We start from the raw sequence: 18,104 nt of genomic DNA, 5'->3' as shown, positions 1-18,104 counted from the left end.
TAAATCATTGCAGACCACCGCGGTGGCGAAAACGTACGCGGCGCTACCGCGGCAAGGCCCTGCTCATTCGATCAATAGGCTATCAATCACTAACGTCAGGGGTATTTGCTCACCAGCGGCTACGGTAGCCGGCGCTGCCAGGCTGCCCTGCCAGTCGCCGGCGCGGGCCATAACACTGCTACTGGGGCTTAGGCGCGCCGTGACCATCACTTTTTCAACCGAGGAAATCGTATTCTGCGGAGACATTGCCAAGGAGTCATCCAGACGGATCTCCAACGGCATGTCAGCGGCTTTGAAGCGTGCAACCGCCAGCGGTGGGCCGCTGTTAACGTTGGCCTGGCGGGCAAACACAAACAGCGTGGTATCGGCAGGTACGTCGTTTAAGAAAGCTTCGTCCAGGCTAACGCTGACGGTGACACCAGGGCCGTCACTTTTTAAGGCCTGAGCCGACTGCTGATCGGAAGCCTGAATCGATGCCAGAAAACTCTCAGGCGGTGTTTCGCCCAAGCGGTTGTAGGCTTCGGTAATACCGCCCTCAATAGAATCGCGCTGCGGGTGGTCTGGCGCCACCTGAACAATACGCTGCCAGAAGCCAATCGCTTCGCGGTAGTTTTCCTGGCCAAAGGCGCTGATTCCCAGCAGGCCAAGGGCATTGACCTCGTTTGGGTCAAGCTCCAGCGCGCTGGAAATTACCTGCTGCACCTCTGCGTTCATAGCACCCTGGTATTGGAAAAACATCGCCTGGCCGGCCAGACCCAATGCCATGGCACGGGACGGATCGTCGCCGCCAGCGCGCTCTACGCTTTGCTCCAAACGCTGAAACGCCTGTGCCGCCTGCGGGTATTTTTCCATGCGCATATAGGTTTGCCCCAGCATGGCCCAGCCGTCGGGGTTGTCCGGGCTGGCTTCCAGCTTGGCCTGCAACTGCGCCGCCAGCGACGCCATCTGTTGCTCGCGGCCGGCTTCATTACCGGCCCCCAGCTGTTCCATAGTGATGAACTGCTCTACCTGATCCATAGCACCCCAACGCTCATACAACACAAGGGTCAAAGCGGGAATCACCAGAATGGACACCAGCGCCACCGCCATGCCGGTTTTACGGCCGGGGGTTGAGGCGGCAGGCGTTTCATTTTCAGGAATGTCATCGAGCATGGAACCACCAAGCTCGGTTTTTAGCTGTTGATAGTTGTCTTTATCAAGCACCCCGGCTTCGTATTCCGCGTCCAGTTCCTGCATGCGCGAGCGGTAAGCCAGCAGATTCTGATTGCGCTGGTCTAGCTGTTGGCTCCGGCCAGAGCGGTGGAACAAAACCGGATACAGCACAAAGGCCAATGCCAGCACGATTAATAAAGATGCGGCAATCCAAAACATATTGCTCATGAAAATCCCGTTACCGATGAGAGAAAATCGTTAAATGTGATTGCGGTTTGTTTTGGGCGTTACGCCTGTGAATCCGATTTGCCGTTGTGCCCGTCCATAATCTTCTCCACCCGCGCCCGTTCCTCGGCGCTCAGTTCGCTGTCAACCTGGTTGTTGCGGCGCGATCGCAAAACAATACCACCCACAATTAAAAAGCCGCCAAGCACTGAAATAACCGGTGTTGCCCATAACAGCAGGGTGCGCTTTTCGACTAAGGGCTTGTAACGGATAAACTCGCCAAACCGACCGACCAGCGAATCCATGATTTCTACGTCGCTGGCGCCGTTTGTCATCATCCGATAGACCTCGTCACGCATGTCTTCGGAAATCGGCGAATTGGAGTCGGCGATGTTCTGGTTCTGGCACTTGGGGCAGCGCAGCTCGGCGGTCATGGTCTGGTACCGCTGCTGCTTGTCATCCGTGTCGAAACTATAGACGTCGCGCACTACCGCCTGGGCCGGCAGCGCCAGAACAATCAGCAGGGCTGGTGCAAAGCGGCTGAATAGCCTGAAAATTGCCATCAGTACTGGCCCCCTGCCTGGTTCAAGAGAGGCCGTAAAGTCTCTTCCCACACCTGCTTGTTCACCACGCCTACGTGGCGATGCAGCACCGTGCCGTCAGCACCAATTACAAACGTTTCGGGAGCGCCATACACACCCAGATCAAAACCCAGGCTACCTTTGGGATCATAAATACTGGTGCTGTAGGGGTCGCCCAGGCGCTCTAGCCATGCTTTGGCCTCAGCACGCTGGTCTTTGTAGTTCAGCCCCACAATGGGCACGCCTTCGTTCTTGGCCAGCCACATCAAGTCAGCATGCTCGTCGCGACACGACGGACACCAGGTGCCCCACACATTTAACAGGCGGGGTTCACCCTGGAACACCTGCTGGCTGACTTGCACGTCTGGCCGGTGCAAGTCCTCAAGGGCGAACTCCGGCATGGCTTTACCGACCAGGGCTGACTCCAGCTTTGTCGGATCTTTTCCGATGCCGGAAAATAGCAACACGCCTAAAACCAGAGCCACCAGCAACGGCAAAAACAACAGGACCCGTTTCATCAAGACCGAGCCTCCGAAGCTATCACCGGTTTTGTAACAGAAGTCATTACCGGGTGTGCGACAAGGGAGCCACTGTCGGCAGGTTTTGCTTTTCGCTCGGTTGCCCGTTCGCGGATACGGTAGCGTTTGTCACTCACCGCCAGGAAGCCGCCAAGTGCCATTATGAAAGCCCCCAGCCACAACCAGCGAATCAACGGTTTGTACTGCAGCCGAATGGCCCAGGCGTTGTCTGAGATGCGCTCACCAATAGCGACAAAAATGTCGCGGGTAAAGCCTGCATCTATGTCTGCTTCGGTCATCACGTTCATGCCCACCGAATACTGGCGTTTTTCCGGGTGCAATTCAGCCACTTTACGGCCGTCCAACAACACGTCAAAACCACCGTATTGGGCGGTAAAGTTTGCACCCTGGCGTTGGCCAATGTCAGTGAAAACAAACTGATAGTCGCCCACGGTGGCAACATCGCCCAGCTCCATACGAACGTCGCGCTCAATGCCGTAGTTGGACACCACTGTTGCGCCGGCGATGGTCATCGCCAGGCCCAAGTGCCCCAGCACCATGCCGTAATAGCTGCGCGACTGGCGCTTGAGCCCATGCATCCGGCCCTTGCGTGAGTTCGACTTGTCCGACAGGTCCCAACACGTGGCCACAGCCACCCACACTGCGGTGAAAATGCCAAGAAAAGCCATAATCTTGAACTCGCCGTAACCGACAATCGCCGCGGCGCTGATCAGAATGCTGAGAGCCAGCGGCCACAGCAGTTTGCGCGCCAACCAGCCAGCGTCGGTTTTCTTCCAGCGTGAAAAAACACCAACACCCATTAACAGCCCGGCGGCGATGGCCAGCGGCGTAAAGGTCAGATTGAAAAACGGCTCGCCAATAGACAGCTTGCCCATATCCAGTGAGTCCAGCACCAGCGGATAAAGCGTGCCCACCGCCACCAGCAAGGTCGCCGACACCAGCATGACGTTATTCAGCAACAGGAAAATTTCCCGCGACATGGAACCGTAACGGGCGCGCACGTGCACAGTGGGTGCACGAACCGCGTACAGAATCAGGCTACCAATCACCGTGATGGCCAGCAAAACCAGCAGGAAGGTGCCGCGCTCGGGGTCCGAGGCGAAAGCGTGCACCGAGGTCAGTACGCCAGAGCGTACCAGGAAGGTGCCGAGCAGGCTCAGGGCGAAGGTCACAATGGCCAGCAACACAGTCCAGCTTTTGAACACACCGCGTTTTTCCGTCACCGCCAACGAGTGCATCAGTGCGGTACCCGACAACCAAGGCAGTAGAGACGCGTTCTCGACCGGATCCCAGAACCACCAGCCGCCCCAGCCAAGCTCGTAATAGGCCCACCAGCTGCCCAGAGCAACACCGATGGTCAGAAAGGCCCAGGCCACAGTGGTCCAAGGCCGCGACCAGCGCGCCCAGGCGGCGTCCAAACGGCCGTTAATCAGTGCCGCAATAGCAAAGGCAAAAGCGACTGAAAAGCCCACGTAGCCCATGTACAGCATAGGCGGGTGAATAATCAGGCCAAAATCCTGCAACAACGGGTTCAGGTCGGCGCCGTCGGCGGGAATGTTTGGCAGTATTCGCTCAAACGGATTCGAGGTCATAACGATAAACAGCAAAAAACCAACGCACACGATGCCCAGCACCGACAGCACTTGGGACACCATCACCGCAGGCAGGCGCTGGGAAAACACCGCTACCGCCAGGGTCCAGCCCGCCAGCATCAGAATCCACAACAGAAGAGAACCTTCGTGGCCGCCCCACACCGCACTGAATTTGAAATACCAGGGCAACAGGCTATTGCTGTTGTTGGCAACATAAGCCACCGAGAAATCATCGGTAAGAAAAGCGTAGGTCAGAATGCCGAAGGCCACGGCGACAAACACAAACATGCCCGCCGTCAGCGGCCTGGCAAACGCTTGCAAGCTATCACGGCCGGTGACCGAGCCCACCATGGGCACCACCGCCAGCAACACCGCCAACAGCAGCGCCAGAATGAGTGCAAACTGTCCGAGTTCCGGATACATCATACTTTCCATACTCCACATATTTGCCATACACCACTCACGTGCCACACACCCTTGCGTATCGGGCGTTTAACGGGCATCAGTTGGTCAGGGTTTTGGTAGCTTCAACCGCGATATCGCGGCTTTCGGAGGCTTTTGCCAGAGCGTCAGCCACTTCCGGTGGCATGTAGTTTTCATCGTGTTTGGCCAGTACCTGGTCGGCCACAAACACGCCTTCGCTGTTTAACCTACCCATGGCCACAATGCCCTGCCCTTCGGCAAACAGGTCGGGCAGGATGCCCACGTACTCAACGGTGACGGATTCGGTAAAGTCAGTCACCTTGAATGCCACCTTCAGGCTTTCGGTATCGCGCAGCACAGAGCCTTTTTCCACCATGCCACCAGCACGAATGCGCACATCCGCCGGTGCTTCTCCCGCGGCGATCTGGGTAGGATCATAAAACAGATTGATATTCTGGCGCAGGGCGTAGGTGGTCAAGCCTACCGCCACGGCAAGGCCGGCCAGCAGGAACAGCACAATGGTCAAACGTTTTTTACGGATCGGGTGCATGGTTTTTCAGCCACTCAGTCTTGGGAAACATCAACACGGGTGAAGCTGGCCGCTGCCGCCGTGTCCGAATCTGGTTTTGGCGCCCGCGACGAGCGGGAACCGGCGTGCTGACGGCAGCTTTGCAGCACCGTATTGCGGCGCCGATAGGAACCCACCATCAGCACCGCCATCAACACAAAAAATACACCGTAACTAGCCCATACATAGGGGCCATGGCCTTCCATTGCCAAAAACGCACCGAAGGAATCAAACGCCATTATCTGGCACCTCCATTCACGTGAAACAGCTCCTGTACCCAGCGGGTACGCTGTTCACGTATCAGAATTTCCGTCTGCATACGCAGGCACGCCAGCCAGCCAAACACTAGATACAGGCCAATCACCGACAACAGCAACGGCACCCACATTTCGGCCGGCATGCTGGGTTTCTCTGTCAGCTTAAAGGTGGCCGGCTGATGCAGAGTATTCCACCAATCCACAGAATATTTGATAATCGGAATATTCACCACGCCAACCAGCACCAATATCGCCACGGCGCGGGCGGCCGATTTTTCATCATTAATGGCGCGGTCAAGAGCGATCAACCCACCATACAGAAACAACAGGATCAGCATCGATGTCAGCCGCGCATCCCAGATCCACCAGGTGCCCCAAGTGGGCTTGCCCCAAACCGCACCGGTAAACAGCGATATAAAGGTGAGCACCAGGCCCACCGGTGCTACGGCTTTGACAAACACATCGGCCAGCTTCATGCGCCACACCAGTGTAACCACCGCGGCCGAGGCCATCATGATGTAAACCGACTGGGCCAAAAACGCCGACGGCACATGAATAAAAATAATGCGGTAGCTGTTGCCCTGCAGGTAGTCCTTAGGCGCAAACGCCAGGCCCCACACCAAACCAGCGCCGAGACACAGCAATCCAAATACCAGCAACCAGGGCATTAGCCGGGTGGCAATCCCGTAAAACCATTTTGGTGATCCCAGCTTGTGAAAAAATTGCCACATCAGTTAAGTACCTTGCCTCTGTTTGAATCGGTTTGTCAGCTGTTTGACAGGCTGACTTTCAGAGCCGCTGCGCTGGCAAAAGGCGCCAGAGTCAAAGCCAGCACCAGAAAGGCACCCAACAACGCCAGATAGGCGCCAATCGGGGCACCTTCGGCGGCGGCGGCAACAGTGCCGGTACCGAAAATCAGCACCGGAATGTACAACGGAATAATCAACAAGGATAAGAGTACACCCGCTGATCGCAAACCCAGCGTTAACGCTGCACCAATCGCACCGATCAAACTAAGAACAGGTGTTCCGATTAGCAGAGTTAGACACAAAATAGCGATAGAGTTCCCGTCCAGATGCACCATTACACCCAAAACCGGCGTTAACAACACCAGAGGCAGTCCGGTTAGCACCCAGTGCGCCATGGTTTTGGCCAACACCAGCAAGAACAGCGGTTGTGGCTGCAGCACCAGCTGCTCCAGTGTGCCGTCGTCAAAATCGTGACGAAACAGATGATCCAGTGACAAGAGCACCGACAACAGTGCCGCCACCCACAAAATGCCGGCCCCGGCTTCCTGCAAAAATGAGATTTCCGGGCTCACGCCCAGCGGAAACAGGGTGACCACCATCATGAAAAACAGCAAAGGATTGAGTAAATCCTGACGCTGACGAAAGGCCACTTTCATGTCGCGAGCGAACACCGCTTTCATGGCCGCAATCGAACCAACGGCCTGATCCAGGGGTTTAATCATCATAACCAACGGCCCCCGGTGTGAGTACCAGTCGCTTCGTACCTGCAATCTTTACGTTGTGATGGGTGGTAAACACCACGGCACCGCCCTCAGCGGCACGCTCTTGCAGCAGGTTTTCGATGGCCGCCACGCCGCTCGCATCGATGGCGGTGAACACCTCGTCTAACAGCCAAAGGGGTTCGTCGGCAACCAACAGGCGCGCAAGTGCCACCCGCCGTTGCTGACCGGCTGAGAGGTGCCGGCATGGCACCTGTTCGTAGCCCGCTAGACCGGTCCTGGCAAGCGCCTGCACAAGGGCTTTGTCGCCCACCGGGCGGCGACCGGCCATCAGCGCCCGCAGGTTTTCGAGCGGCGACAGCAACGGCTTTATGCCCGGCCGGTGGCCCAAATACAGCACATTGCGTAAAAACGACTCGCGCACGCGCAAACGCGGCTCGCCGCACCACAGCAACTGGCCCGCCCAGGCATCACTAAGACCGGCCAATATACGCAGCAACGTGGTTTTACCGGAGCCGTTGGCACCCTCGACACGGGTCACAGTTGCGGGCAATATGGAAAACGATAAATCACGGAACAGTTCCCGCTTGTCGCGTTCACACTGTAAATTGATCGCCTGTAGCAGCGGTTCAGACATCCGGGCCCCGGTTCCGTATCGATGCAGCGTAGGCTGGCATCGTGTGTATTCAATATTGGCGCGGCGCATTATAGCGAAAGCAGCCGGTGATTACCCATTTCCAGGTCAATTTGGTAGCGATGAAACTTCCCACCAATCCACCCCAACCCACTCCTCAATCCACTTCCCAATCTACGTCGCCCGCCAGCGCCGACAGCCGGCCACCGCAAGGCAGCACCAGCGCGCCTGCCCCAGTCCCGCCTACATCGCCTGCGCTAAGCGCCCAGCGGGTACTGAACCAGTTGCAGATGGGCCGTAACGAAAGCCTGCTGGCAAGAGTCACCGACGTCATTCAACGCCAGAATGGTGGCGCCGAGCTGCTGTTAGATATACGCGGCAAACCGCTTCAGGTTCAGGCCAGTATTGGCGAAACCAAACTTCAGGCCGGCGACTGGATAAAAGTGCTGCGTGCCGGCAACGAATTGCAGCTGATGGGCAAGCTGGCAACAGCCCCGGAAGTCAGCCTGGCACAGGCCCTGGTGCAACGCCTGCCCTGGCAGCAAAGCCTGGACAGCGGACTGGCCCGACTGATGGCCGGCTTGCAGCAAGGTGTGAAGGCCGACACACCGCCCGGCCAGCTGCCCTCGCAGGCTTTCTCGGGCACCGCCGCGCAGCCTCTGCCACCAGCGGCGCGCCAGGCTCTGGAACAATTATTTGTGCGCTTACCTGCCAGCAACCAGCTTGCGCCCGGGGCCGGGCAGCAGACCGCGGCGGTGCAACAGGTACAACAATGGCTGAGCGAAAGCGGGCTGTTTGCAGAAGCGCGACTGGCGGCAACACCGTCGGCAACCCTACCCGATCTAAAACTGGCCATTGGCCGGGTAATCACCGCGCTTCTGGCACAGCAGGGCCAAGGGCCAGAGCACTTCAACCGGCTGACACCGCTGGCTAGCCCAGCGCTGATTCAGGCGCCGTTACAGTTTCCCGGCGCATTCGCCATGGCTCAGACCAGCACCGGTAGCAGCGCCAGAGAAGAACCGCCCAACGTCGGGCAATTGCTGCGAATTCTGGCCGGTATGCTCAACCGCATTACCGTAAACCAGCTGCACACCCAGGTGTTGAACGCTCGCGGTGGCACAGATGCGGGCGCGCCCACCAACACGCTTTTACTGGAACTGCCTTGGATGAACCCGCTACAGCAACCCAAGCTGGCGCAACTGCGGATTGAACAGCATCCGGGTAAAGACGGCAGCGACCGCGGACCATCACGAGCAAGCGTTGGCGAATGGCGCCTGGTGCTGGCGATGGATCTGGACCAGGCTGGCCCGTTGCAATTCGAAGTGAGCCTGCGCCAACAAGCGGTGAGCGCTTTGGTGTGGGCAGAGAAACTGGCTACCTTGCGCCAGGTGCATCAACAACTGCCGCTGCTGCGTAGTAGCCTGACCGATCTGGGGCTCGAAGTGGCGGATTTGGAGTGTCGCCAGGGCAATCCGGGCCCGGTAGCGACAAAGCTGCAACATCGACTGGTGGATACCAAGGCATGAGCAAAAATAACGAGCCGCAACAGTCGTCAGCGGCAGTCGCGTTAAAATACGACGGTGAGCGGGCGCCCACTATCAGCGCTGTTGGCAATCACGAGCTTGCGGACGAAATTATTCGCATTGCCCGCGAACACGGGGTGCCCCTGTACGAAAACGCCGAGCTGGCCAGTACCCTGGCGCGACTGTCGCTGAATGACGAAATCCCCGAACAGCTGTACCAGCTGGTCGCTGAAATTCTGGCCTTCGCCTTTCACATACGGGGCATGACACCGGAAGACGCCGGTCAATAACCCCAAAACCGGGGGTCAGGCTGCCTGGCGTTTCTTCAAGGCAGACACCAGTTCTGCCTCGGGCCGGGAAATACCGCAGGTGTTCATCAGGTCGTCGATATCGGCACCAAGATCAACTAGCCGTGCGGCTTCGTCGTAAGACACCCGCAACGGATCGTTCTGGCGCATTTCTTCGATGGTGGTTCGCAGTTCGTGCAGTTGGCGTTCGCAGGCTACCAAGCGCTGGCCCACTCCCATACCGGTGCTGGCAGTGGCATGCAGTTCGCGGCCAAGAATGTCACAGCGGCTTTTTAGCGCCGCCTGCAACCCCCGCAACTGCCGCCCTTGCAAGAAAATTTGCGCGACGAGCAAAGACAGAGCTGTAGCGACCAGAATCCAGGGCACCCATTGGGGAATCTCGGCAAATACATCAGCAAACATAGCAACGTCTCCTTGGTGTGCGTCAAGGCGTCGATCTGCGTTCACTGCCGGCCTAAGACCTTACAGCGTCGAGATATCCGCCCATTCGTGATCTGTCAGCATCTTGTCGAACTCGACCAGAATGATCAGTTCGCCATTTTTGTTACACACGCCCTGAATAAAGCGGGCACTTTCTTCGCTGCCCACATTGGGCGCGGTTTCAATTTCACTGGACTTGAGGTAAACCACCTCGGCCACCGAATCCACCAGAATTCCCATTACCTGATCGGCAGACTCCATCACCACAATACGGCTGGTGTCGGTGATGTCGGCATCGTTCAAGCCAAAACGCCGACGGGTATCAATCACCGTTACCACGTTGCCGCGCAGATTGATGATGCCCAGAACGTAGTCCGGTGAACCCGGTACCGGTGCAATCTCGCTGTAACGCAGTACTTCCTGAATCTGCATCACGTTGATGCCGTAGGTTTCATCATCCAGACGAAAGGTCACATACTGCAGTACCTGGTCATCCTTGGTCTGATTTTGCTGTCCGCTTGGGGCTGCCATTGTGTTAAATCTCCATATGCGGCTGCCGTGCAGGCAGCCTGACCGTCAAAAAATCATCATTAGCGCCCCTATACGCTATTTAAGGGGCATGAATCGTGCCATCACTAACCTTTGTTAGCAGTGAACACTCGCCGAGCCTGTTCAGCTTAAATCCAAGTGCTGTTCGCGCTCGGCACGAACCAGCAGATTCGCCATGCTCTGAACGTCTAGCAGCGCGCACATCTGCTCAATCACTGTGCCTGCCAGCCATGGCCGCTTGCTACGCGACGTGCGCCAGCGCACCTGCTGAGGGCTCAAAGTAAAGGATTGAGCTACATTATCACAAGCCAGTCCCCAGTCACTGTTGTTAAGGTGTATCACAAACCGATAATTAGCGCGTGCGTTTGCCGGCGCCCGACCCGCCATAATCCACTCGGCACTGTCGACCACCCGCAGGTTTTTGTCCCGGCCCGGGCGAATACCCATATACCAGGGCGGGCTGCCAGGCATCGGCATTATATCGTCTTCGATGCGGTAAATGGCCCCTAGCAACACCAAGGGAACCGCCAACTGCAAGCCTGCCACGGTGAAGATCAGACATTCAAATGGCTTTTCGGCCCACGCAGGCCTTGCCTGCGGCCCGGCTGCCGGCAACAGTTGCGGAGCGGTCACGATCTGCACGGATAGTTCAGCAATTACCGGCTCCGGCTTGGCCGGCAGCGGCTGTGGCGCTATTGCCACCACCGGTATGGCAACAACAGCCTGCGCCTGCGTGTCCTGCTGATACGCCTGATCGGTGGCCGTGTGCAACAGGTCGTCCAGATAACTGGCGATGGCGGCTTGCGGGTCCGCCAGCTGTGTCATTTTTTTGTCAGCCACCAGACGGCTCCAGCCAGGTACCGGTTTGCGCCAATAAATCGTCAAGCAGGCGACGATAAGCGCGCACTCCGTGGGTGTTGGCGTCTACCGCTGAGGGCACTAATCCGGCCTGGCTGGCATCGCGAAACTTTGTGTCTACCGGTATGGCAAAACGCCAGAGCTGATGCGGATAAGTATCACGCAGCATATTCAGGCTTTTATTCGCGGCTTGGGTTCGACGGTCAAACAGAGTGGGCACAATGGTATAGCTCAGGGGATTTTTCTGCGAACGGCTAATCATTTGCAGGGTGTGCAACATGCGCTCGAGACCCTTAATGGCCAAAAACTCGGTTTGCACCGGAATAATCAAATGGCTTGCCGCCGCCAGGCCGTTAACCATCAGCACGCCCAATGTCGGGGTGTTGTCCACCAGCACATAGTCAAAATCATCCCACAGCTGCGCCAGCGCGCGGGAAATCACCCGACCCATGCCTTCAGTACCGATCATCCGCCTTTCCAGGGTTGCCAGGGCAGTGCTGGCCGGCAGTAACGTAAGGTTGGGCACGCCGGTGTCGGTAATCAGCTGTGCGGGCAGTCCTTCGGGTACTTTTCCCTGATGTTGAAACAGGTCAAACAGGCTGTGCTTGAGGCGGTCCGGATCATAGCCAAACCAGCTGGTAAGCGAACCGTGCGGATCCATATCCAGCATCAGCACACGCTTGCCACGGCTGGCCAACAGGTCGCCCAAGGCAACCACGGTGGTGGTTTTGCCCACTCCGCCTTTTTGATTGGCCACTGCCCAAATTCGCACGTTTGACTCTCCTGCCTGTCCTCGGCATTTCACACGGCAATACATTGCCGTTGTGTTGTGGTTCGCGACTGAAAAAGCGCTGTTCACTCTTTTTTAAAAGAAAGACTACAGGAATCGTGCCAGGTTCAGCGTATGGCACCGCGAATGCTGGCATCGCGGGAAATCAGCAGCACCACGCGACGATTACGGCGACGGCCTTCGTCGGTATCGTTGCGCGCCACCGGCTGATGTTCGCCATACCCCACCGCCGCCAGCCGCGCCGGGTCTATACCATCCATCACCAGCATGCGCACCAGAACCGACGCGCGGGCAGCCGAAAGCTCCCAGTTTGACGGAAAGCGGCCACTGTGAATGGACTGATTATCGGTAAAACCTTCAATGCGAATGGCGTTGTCGGTGTCGCGCAGCACGCCCGCAATTTTTTCCATCACCGCGAAGGAATCGTAATGAGGTTCAGCGTCGCCGCTGCCAAACAACAGGCTGTTGGGCAAATTCAGCTGCAACCACTCATCATCTGTGTTCAGAGTAATCACGCCCGTCTCAATCAATTCACTAAACTCCAGCCCGAGCTGGCCGGCCAGCTCCTGAAGCCCACGCGATCGGCTGGCGTTGTCTGGTGCTGGCAAACCGGGAGGTGCCTCGGTAACCACCGGCGCAATGACGGCATCGCTTTCAGTGCGCCCACCAACAACCTGCTGTTCGCCAACGGTAATTGGCACAACCGAGCGCTCCGGGGCGTTGAAAACACCGGTCAAGGTATTTGACAGCACCTTGTATTTGCCCTCGTTAACCGAAGACACCGAATACATCACCACAAAAAACGCGAACAGCAGGGTAATGAAGTCGGCGTATGAGATTAGCCAACGCTCTTTATTGTGAAGATCATCTTGGGGTGGTTTGCGGCGCCGCATAAGCCATTAACACTCGCTACCAGGGAAGAAATCCACGCAAGCGGATTTCGATGGATTTCGGGTTTTCACCTTCAGCGATGGCAATAAGGCCTTCGATCATCATGTCTTCGTAGCGGGTGCGCTCGCGCACCAGCCCGCGCAGTTTATTGGCCACCGGGAAAAACAGAAGGTTAGCCAACGCCACCCCGTAGATGGTGGCAACAAAAGCGGTGGCTATGCCGCTGCCCAGCGTCTCCGGGTCTTCCAGATTGGTCATTACCTGAATCAGCCCCATCACCGCGCCAATAATGCCAATGGTAGGCGAATAGCCGCCCATGGCTTCAAACACCCGTGCCGAATCCAGATCCCGCTGTTCCCGGGTATCCAGTTCTACCTCCATAATGCTGCGAATGGTGTTGCTTTCGGCGCCGTCAACCAACAGCAGTAAGCCTTTTTGCACAAACCGCTCCTGTTCGCTTTCTGCTAGCCCCTCAAGCCCTAGAAGGCCCCTTTTGCGGGCAATAACGCTCCAGTTCACAACTTTGTCGAGACCGTCTTCCAGGTTGACAAAGGGCGGCAAAAATACCCAGCGGGATTGGCTAAACGCGCGTTTCAGCACCGGCCAGGAGGTTTGCAGTATGGTGGCCGCCAGGGTGCCGCCAATAACAATCAGCGCCGCCGGCGCGTTGAACAGCGACGCCAGTGCACCACCGTCCAGCAGATTACCCCCCAGAATGGCTACAAAAGCCAGGATAACACCCAGAAGGCTAAGCACATCCATCAGCTGACCCCATCTTTGAGCCGCTGGCAAACGTCGTTCAGCGACAGAATTTCGTCACTCAGGCCGGCTTTAGCCACTGCCATGGGCATGCCGTAAATCACCGAGCTTTTTTCATCCTGCGACCACACAATCGAGCCGCTCTGTTTCATCATGCGGCAGCCTTCCCGGCCATCTGCGCCCATGCCCGTCAGCACAATACCCAAGGTTTTACCGGGAAAGCTGCGTGCCAGCGAACCAAAGGTGACATCCACTGAAGGCTTGTAATTGAGCCGATCATCGCCAGGTAATATGCGTATCCGGCCTTGGCCACCGCGGCTTTCCACCATCATCTGTTTGCCGCCGGGTGCCAGCAAAGCCAGGCCGGGGCGCAACAGATCGCCGTCTTCTGCCTGACGCACCTGTATTTGGCAAGACTGGTTCAGGCGCTCGGCAAAAGCCTGGGTAAAACTGGCGGGCATGTGCTGCACCAGAATCAGCGGTGCGGGAAAGCTGGCGGGTAGGCCGATGAGCACGTTCTGCAGGGCCACCGGGCCACCAGTAGAGGTGCCGATCGCCACCACTGTGTAGTGCCTGGGTGGCGTACGCCGCTGATGGCGCTCCGGGCTGGCAACCGCTGCAGCTGCAGCGGTCGCAGGGCGCTCAGTTAAGGGGCGTCGCTGCAACGCTGGTATCGCGGCACGATTAGCCGCAGTCGTAGCCCCAACCGCCGCCACTGGTGGCTCATGGGCGCGAGTGCTCCCAGAGCTTATGGGGCGGCTACGGGCGATACTAACAACACGTTCTACTAATATTTTTTGTAGCTGGCTGCTGTTACCGGCAATTTCCTCGAAATTCTTGGGTAGGAAATCCACCGCTCCAGCTTCCAGCGCATCCAGGGTTATCCGCGCACCTTCATAAGTAAGCGACGAAAACATCAGCACGGGTATCGGATGTTTGCGCAGTATTTCCCGCACGGCCGTAATCCCGTCCATGACCGGCATTTCGTAATCCATGGTAATCACGTCAGGACGCAGTTTTTCCGCTTGCTCTACGGCTTCGCGGCCGTTGCTGGCGGTGCCAGCCACGGTAATCTGGCGAGACGCGCCAAGAATTTCACTCAGGCGTTTGCGAAAGAAACTGGAGTCATCAACAATCAGCACAGAAACTGTCATTTATTTCTCCGGGCGATGCCTGCCGCCCGCCAAGTCGGCGGCCGTTCGACAATTAATCGACGATTAATCAACAATGGGTCGGCGATGTATCGGCGCTAACTATAATGTTGCAGCAAACTGGGCACATCGATAATCAGCGCGATCCGGCCATCGCCGGTAATGGTGGCGCCAGCCATACCCGGCGTACCCAGCAGCCCGCGTCCAAGAGGTTTAATCACCACTTCTTCCTGGCCTACCAGCTGGTCCACCACAAACCCGACCTGGCGGGTGCCCATAGACACAATCACCACATGGCCGTTTTCCGGCTCAACATTTCTGGCACCGCCACGAATGAGCCAACGCTTGATGTGGAACAGCGGAAACACCTTGTCGCGCACCACAACACACTCGCGACCATCCACCACGTTGGTCTTGCTCAAATTAAGGTGGAAAATTTCCACCACGTTAACCAACGGCAGTGCGAACGACTGATCAGCAAGCATGATCATCAGCGTCGGCATAATGGCCAGAGTCAGTGGCACTTTGATCACAATGCTTGAGCCTTCGCCCAACTTTGATAACACGCTAAGCTGGCCGTTGAGCTGGCTGATTTTGGTTTTCACCACGTCCATGCCCACACCACGGCCAGACACATCGGAAATTTGGTCTTTGGTGGAAAAACCGGCGGCAAATATCAGGTTGTAGCATTCCTGATCGGTCAGCCGGTCGGCGCCATCCTGGTCATACATGCCCTTTTCGACCGCTTTGCGGCGCAACACCTCAGCGTTCATGCCAGCGCCATCGTCGGTGATCAGCAGCAGAATGTGATCACCCTCTTGCTCCGCCGACAAGGTAATGGTGCCGACTCTGGGCTTGCCGGCCCGTTCTCGTTCTTCCGGGCTTTCAATGCCGTGGTCCACCGAGTTGCGCACCAGGTGCACCAACGGATCTGACAGTGCTTCCACCAGATTCTTGTCAAGATCAGTGTCTTCGCCGTGCATCACCAGATTGATTTCTTTTTTCAGGCTGCGGGCAAGGTCGCGCACCACCCGCGGGAAACGACCAAACACTTTCTTGATGGGCTGCATGCGGGTTTGCATAACAGCCGCTTGCAGGTCGGTGGTGACCACATCCAGATTGGCCACTGCTTTGTGCATCTGCTCGTCTTCGCTTTTGTCACCCAGGCGTTGCAGGCGGTTTCGCACCAGCACCAGCTCGCCCACCATGTTCATGATGTCGTCCAGGCGTTTGGTGTCTACCCGCACGCTGGTTTCCGAAGCGGCAGGGGCAGCATCGCGGGCCGGCGTTTTTGCTTGTGCCGGCTCGGCTGGCGCTTTGGCCACGGCTGAAACCTTCGCTGTTTCGGGCTTTTTAGCGGGCTCTGGCGCGGCCGCAGCGGCCACTGTCGGGCTGCCACCCTTGCCGTGAAGCTGGTCTAGAAGAGCTTCGAATTCGTCGTCAGAGATATCAATTGGCTGGGCACTGCTGGCCTCGGCAGCGGTTTCTTTGGCGGCTGCCGGCGCGCCGGCGAACTGGCCTTTACCGTGAAGCTGGTCTAAAAGGGCTTCGAATTCGTCGTCGCTGATATCGCCATTGCCGCTTGCGACCGAGCTACTCGCAATGGTTTCGCTGGTATCCGCTGATGCTTTTTTGTCATCGTCTAAGGCGTCGAGCAGCTTCTCGAATTCGTCATCGGTAATGTCGCCCTGGTCGGCGACATCCACCGTCGCGGCAGGCACCGGCGATTGTGGCACAGCCTCACCCGCAGGCAACGCCAGCTGATTCAGCCGGTCGATCAGTTCCTGCGGCGCCGCTGTAGGCGCTTCACGCTGGCGCACCTCTTCGAACATGGCATTCACGTTGTCCAGGGTTTCCAGCACGACGTCCATTAGGTCGGAGGTCACTTTGCGCTTGTGGTTACGCAGGGTGTCGAATACGTTTTCCGCCGAGTGACAGCAGTTTACCAAAGCATGTAACTGCAAGAAGCCCGCACCGCCTTTGACCGTGTGAAAACCACGGAAGATAGCATTCAACAAATTGCTGTCGTCCGGATTCTGTTCCAGATCCACCAGTTGCTCAGACAGCAACTCAAGAATTTCACCGGCTTCTACCAGAAAGTCCTGCAGGATTTCTTCATCGCCATCAAACGACATGTTTGTTCCTCATTGCTCAGAAACCAAGACTGGACAACAGGTCATCCACGTCAACCTGACCAGACAACACGTCTTTGCGTTGTTCTGGCATTATTTGCGGACCCACACCCTGCTCAGCCGAAGGCTGATTGTCCTCCATCTGGTGCACGGTACCGGTCAACTGGTCTACGTGGCCGGCCATCACCACCAGGCTTACCAGGTTTTCTTCCACTTCACGCACAAGGGTGATGACATTTTGAATCACCTGACCTGTCAGATCTTGATAATCCTGAGCCAGCAAAATTTCTGAGAGGTTACCGTACAGTTTGCCGGCGTCAGTACTCAACGCCGCCAAAAACTGATCCATGCGGGCGTGCAACTCGCGGAATTCGGTCGGTGCCATCTCCCGCCGCCGCAGGCGCTGCCACTGCTGATGCAGATCTTGGGCTTCGCTTTGCAAATGACGGGTAACTGGCATGCTTTCTTCAACCAGATCCATGGTCCGATTCGCCGCTTGGCCAGTCATTTTCACTACGTATTCCAGGCGATCGGAGGCATCGGTCATTTTTGACAGAGCTTCTTTCTGTTCGGGGTTGCGCGGATCAATCTGAAAATTACGCATGGCTTCGTGCAGGCTGCGGGTTAGCCGCCCTACTTCGTGATACAGACCTTGATTTCGCACTTCTGCAAGATCGCTGATCATCGCCATAGCGCGGGGATAGTCGCCCGCGCGCACGCTGTCAACCAGCTGTTCGGACTGTTGCTTTAATTTTTCCGTCAGCTCTGGATCCAGGGCATGGCGCTCGCCTGTTGACTTGTTCATGGCTTGTATCCACTCCCCGGTTACTGAATTCGCTCAAAGATTTTTTCGATTTTTTCTTTGAGAACAGCGGCAGTGAACGGCTTTATAATGTAGCCGTTCACACCGGCCTGCGCCGCAGCGACAATCTGGTCGCGCTTGGCTTCAGCCGTCACCATCAGGATCGGCAGGGCTTTAAGCTGATCGTCGGCGCGAACATTTTTGAGCAGGTCAAAACCGGACATGCCAGGCATGTTCCAGTCGGTCACCAGGAAGTCGTACTTGCCGGTTTTCAGCATCGGCATTGCCGTGTTGCCATCGTCGGCTTCGTCGGTGTTGGTGAAGCCCAAGTCACGCAGCAGGTTTTTAATAATACGCCGCATCGTGGAAAAGTCGTCCACAATGAGAATTTTCATATTTTTGTCCAAGAGGACCTCCAATCGGTGGAATCTAGTCGAATCTCGTTGCGTCACTGCCTGCAACCCACGGGTTGCAAACGCTAG

The 18,104-nt window shown here is 57.0% G+C and carries 21 protein-coding genes; 2 read left to right on the top strand and 19 right to left on the bottom strand.

The annotated features are described in order from the left end of the window. Positions 1–63 precede the first annotated feature (63 nt). The 9 genes from ccmI to ccmA all read right to left on the bottom strand — a co-directional run bounded on the left by ccmI (position 64) and on the right by ccmA (position 7,442). Positions 64–1,380 carry a c-type cytochrome biogenesis protein CcmI gene (gene ccmI, locus MIH19_RS06320; protein ID WP_249008057.1) on the bottom strand — a complete coding sequence of 439 codons (1,317 nt, stop codon included), beginning with the start codon at positions 1,378–1,380 and terminating at the stop codon, positions 64–66. Between the two features lie 59 nt (positions 1,381–1,439). Continuing rightward, positions 1,440–1,940: a cytochrome c-type biogenesis protein gene (locus MIH19_RS06315; RefSeq protein WP_249008056.1), complete on the bottom strand. Its 501-nt coding sequence runs from the start codon at positions 1,938–1,940 to the stop codon at positions 1,440–1,442. After that, entirely contained in the window at positions 1,940–2,476 is a 537-nt protein-coding gene (locus MIH19_RS06310) for a DsbE family thiol:disulfide interchange protein (protein ID WP_249008055.1), read from the bottom strand. Before MIH19_RS06310 ends, MIH19_RS06315 begins: the two co-directional genes overlap by 1 nt. Further along, entirely contained in the window at positions 2,476–4,512 is a 2,037-nt protein-coding gene (locus MIH19_RS06305; protein WP_249008957.1) for a heme lyase CcmF/NrfE family subunit, read from the bottom strand. Before MIH19_RS06305 ends, MIH19_RS06310 begins: the two co-directional genes overlap by 1 nt. 79 nt (positions 4,513–4,591) lie before the next feature. Further along, the gene (ccmE, locus tag MIH19_RS06300; RefSeq protein WP_249008054.1) at positions 4,592–5,062 is read right to left on the bottom strand and encodes a cytochrome c maturation protein CcmE; all 471 of its coding nucleotides are present in this window, start codon (positions 5,060–5,062) and stop codon (positions 4,592–4,594) included. Positions 5,063–5,076: 14 nt separating this feature from the next. Beyond that, positions 5,077–5,319, bottom strand: a complete 243-nt coding sequence (gene ccmD, locus MIH19_RS06295) for a heme exporter protein CcmD (protein ID WP_249008053.1) — start codon at positions 5,317–5,319, stop codon at positions 5,077–5,079. Beyond that, a complete protein-coding gene (locus MIH19_RS06290) occupies positions 5,319–6,068 on the bottom strand; it encodes a heme ABC transporter permease (RefSeq protein WP_249008052.1) in 750 nt (249 codons plus the stop codon). Before MIH19_RS06290 ends, ccmD begins: the two co-directional genes overlap by 1 nt. 35 nt (positions 6,069–6,103) lie before the next feature. Continuing rightward, positions 6,104–6,811 (bottom strand): heme exporter protein CcmB, encoded by a 708-nt coding sequence (ccmB, locus tag MIH19_RS06285; protein WP_249008051.1) that lies wholly within the window; start codon positions 6,809–6,811, stop codon positions 6,104–6,106. Further along, on the bottom strand, positions 6,801–7,442 hold the full coding sequence (ccmA, locus tag MIH19_RS06280) for a cytochrome c biogenesis heme-transporting ATPase CcmA (protein WP_249008050.1): 642 nt from the start codon (positions 7,440–7,442) through the stop codon (positions 6,801–6,803). The genes ccmB and ccmA overlap by 11 nt, the downstream gene beginning before the upstream one ends. A gap of 119 nt (positions 7,443–7,561) precedes the next feature. On the opposite strand from ccmA, the gene MIH19_RS06275 reads away from it, so the two are divergent. Next, complete coding sequence (locus tag MIH19_RS06275; RefSeq protein WP_249008049.1) at positions 7,562–8,965, top strand: flagellar hook-length control protein FliK; 1,404 nt, start codon at positions 7,562–7,564, stop codon at positions 8,963–8,965. Then, positions 8,962–9,252, top strand: a complete 291-nt coding sequence (locus MIH19_RS06270) for an EscU/YscU/HrcU family type III secretion system export apparatus switch protein (protein ID WP_249008048.1) — start codon at positions 8,962–8,964, stop codon at positions 9,250–9,252. The genes MIH19_RS06275 and MIH19_RS06270 overlap by 4 nt, the downstream gene beginning before the upstream one ends. A gap of 15 nt (positions 9,253–9,267) precedes the next feature. On the opposite strand, the gene MIH19_RS06265 is transcribed toward MIH19_RS06270, so the two are convergent. The 10 genes from MIH19_RS06265 to cheY all read right to left on the bottom strand — a co-directional run bounded on the left by MIH19_RS06265 (position 9,268) and on the right by cheY (position 18,029). Further along, entirely contained in the window at positions 9,268–9,672 is a 405-nt protein-coding gene (locus MIH19_RS06265; RefSeq protein WP_249008047.1) for a DUF2802 domain-containing protein, read from the bottom strand. 60 nt (positions 9,673–9,732) lie between these two features. Then, positions 9,733–10,221 carry a chemotaxis protein CheW gene (locus MIH19_RS06260; protein ID WP_249008046.1) on the bottom strand — a complete coding sequence of 163 codons (489 nt, stop codon included), beginning with the start codon at positions 10,219–10,221 and terminating at the stop codon, positions 9,733–9,735. A gap of 141 nt (positions 10,222–10,362) precedes the next feature. Beyond that, a complete protein-coding gene (locus MIH19_RS06255) occupies positions 10,363–11,079 on the bottom strand; it encodes a chemotaxis protein CheW (protein ID WP_249008045.1) in 717 nt (238 codons plus the stop codon). Continuing rightward, positions 11,072–11,869 carry a ParA family protein gene (locus MIH19_RS06250; RefSeq protein WP_249008044.1) on the bottom strand — a complete coding sequence of 266 codons (798 nt, stop codon included), beginning with the start codon at positions 11,867–11,869 and terminating at the stop codon, positions 11,072–11,074. The genes MIH19_RS06255 and MIH19_RS06250 overlap by 8 nt, the downstream gene beginning before the upstream one ends. Before the next feature lie 125 nt (positions 11,870–11,994). Beyond that, positions 11,995–12,780, bottom strand: a complete 786-nt coding sequence (gene motD, locus MIH19_RS06245; RefSeq protein ID WP_249008043.1) for a flagellar motor protein MotD — start codon at positions 12,778–12,780, stop codon at positions 11,995–11,997. A 16-nt stretch (positions 12,781–12,796) separates the two neighbouring features. Further along, positions 12,797–13,540 carry a flagellar motor protein gene (locus MIH19_RS06240; protein WP_249008042.1) on the bottom strand — a complete coding sequence of 248 codons (744 nt, stop codon included), beginning with the start codon at positions 13,538–13,540 and terminating at the stop codon, positions 12,797–12,799. Beyond that, positions 13,540–14,691: a chemotaxis response regulator protein-glutamate methylesterase gene (locus MIH19_RS06235; RefSeq protein ID WP_249008041.1), complete on the bottom strand. Its 1,152-nt coding sequence runs from the start codon at positions 14,689–14,691 to the stop codon at positions 13,540–13,542. Before MIH19_RS06235 ends, MIH19_RS06240 begins: the two co-directional genes overlap by 1 nt. A 95-nt stretch (positions 14,692–14,786) precedes the next feature. Beyond that, positions 14,787–16,823 (bottom strand): chemotaxis protein CheA, encoded by a 2,037-nt coding sequence (locus MIH19_RS06230; protein WP_249008040.1) that lies wholly within the window; start codon positions 16,821–16,823, stop codon positions 14,787–14,789. 16 nt (positions 16,824–16,839) lie between these two features. After that, positions 16,840–17,625, bottom strand: coding sequence for a protein phosphatase CheZ (locus MIH19_RS06225; RefSeq protein ID WP_249008039.1), 786 nt, complete (start codon positions 17,623–17,625; stop codon positions 16,840–16,842). Between the two features lie 20 nt (positions 17,626–17,645). Then, positions 17,646–18,029 (bottom strand): chemotaxis response regulator CheY, encoded by a 384-nt coding sequence (gene cheY / locus MIH19_RS06220; protein ID WP_249008038.1) that lies wholly within the window; start codon positions 18,027–18,029, stop codon positions 17,646–17,648. Between the last annotated feature and the right edge of the window lie 75 nt (positions 18,030–18,104).

The organism is Marinobacter sp. M1C (assembly GCF_023314135.1).
Lineage (GTDB): Bacteria > Pseudomonadota > Gammaproteobacteria > Pseudomonadales > Oleiphilaceae > Marinobacter.
Note: the sequence above shows the minus strand (reverse complement) of the source record. Positions and strands in the feature narration are given on the sequence as shown.

Bases quoted from the DNA above. Each gene is read 5' to 3' on its own strand.
- ccmI (WP_249008057.1), bottom strand. From the start codon at position 1,380: ATGAGCAATATGTTTTGGATTGCCGCATCTTTATTAATCGTGCTGGCA.
- MIH19_RS06315 (WP_249008056.1), bottom strand. From the start codon at position 1,940: ATGGCAATTTTCAGGCTATTCAGCCGCTTTGCACCAGCCCTGCTGATT.
- MIH19_RS06310 (WP_249008055.1), bottom strand. From the start codon at position 2,476: ATGAAACGGGTCCTGTTGTTTTTGCCGTTGCTGGTGGCTCTGGTTTTA.
- MIH19_RS06305 (WP_249008957.1), bottom strand. From the start codon at position 4,512: ATGTATCCGGAACTCGGACAGTTTGCACTCATTCTGGCGCTGCTGTTG.
- ccmE (WP_249008054.1), bottom strand. From the start codon at position 5,062: ATGCACCCGATCCGTAAAAAACGTTTGACCATTGTGCTGTTCCTGCTG.
- ccmD (WP_249008053.1), bottom strand. From the start codon at position 5,319: ATGGCGTTTGATTCCTTCGGTGCGTTTTTGGCAATGGAAGGCCATGGC.
- MIH19_RS06290 (WP_249008052.1), bottom strand. From the start codon at position 6,068: ATGTGGCAATTTTTTCACAAGCTGGGATCACCAAAATGGTTTTACGGG.
- ccmB (WP_249008051.1), bottom strand. From the start codon at position 6,811: ATGATGATTAAACCCCTGGATCAGGCCGTTGGTTCGATTGCGGCCATG.
- ccmA (WP_249008050.1), bottom strand. From the start codon at position 7,442: ATGTCTGAACCGCTGCTACAGGCGATCAATTTACAGTGTGAACGCGAC.
- MIH19_RS06275 (WP_249008049.1), top strand. From the start codon at position 7,562: ATGAAACTTCCCACCAATCCACCCCAACCCACTCCTCAATCCACTTCC.
- MIH19_RS06270 (WP_249008048.1), top strand. From the start codon at position 8,962: ATGAGCAAAAATAACGAGCCGCAACAGTCGTCAGCGGCAGTCGCGTTA.
- MIH19_RS06265 (WP_249008047.1), bottom strand. From the start codon at position 9,672: ATGTTTGCTGATGTATTTGCCGAGATTCCCCAATGGGTGCCCTGGATT.
- MIH19_RS06260 (WP_249008046.1), bottom strand. From the start codon at position 10,221: ATGGCAGCCCCAAGCGGACAGCAAAATCAGACCAAGGATGACCAGGTA.
- motD (WP_249008043.1), bottom strand. From the start codon at position 12,780: ATGCGGCGCCGCAAACCACCCCAAGATGATCTTCACAATAAAGAGCGT.
- MIH19_RS06240 (WP_249008042.1), bottom strand. From the start codon at position 13,540: ATGGATGTGCTTAGCCTTCTGGGTGTTATCCTGGCTTTTGTAGCCATT.
- MIH19_RS06235 (WP_249008041.1), bottom strand. From the start codon at position 14,691: ATGACAGTTTCTGTGCTGATTGTTGATGACTCCAGTTTCTTTCGCAAA.
- MIH19_RS06230 (WP_249008040.1), bottom strand. From the start codon at position 16,823: ATGTCGTTTGATGGCGATGAAGAAATCCTGCAGGACTTTCTGGTAGAA.
- MIH19_RS06225 (WP_249008039.1), bottom strand. From the start codon at position 17,625: ATGAACAAGTCAACAGGCGAGCGCCATGCCCTGGATCCAGAGCTGACG.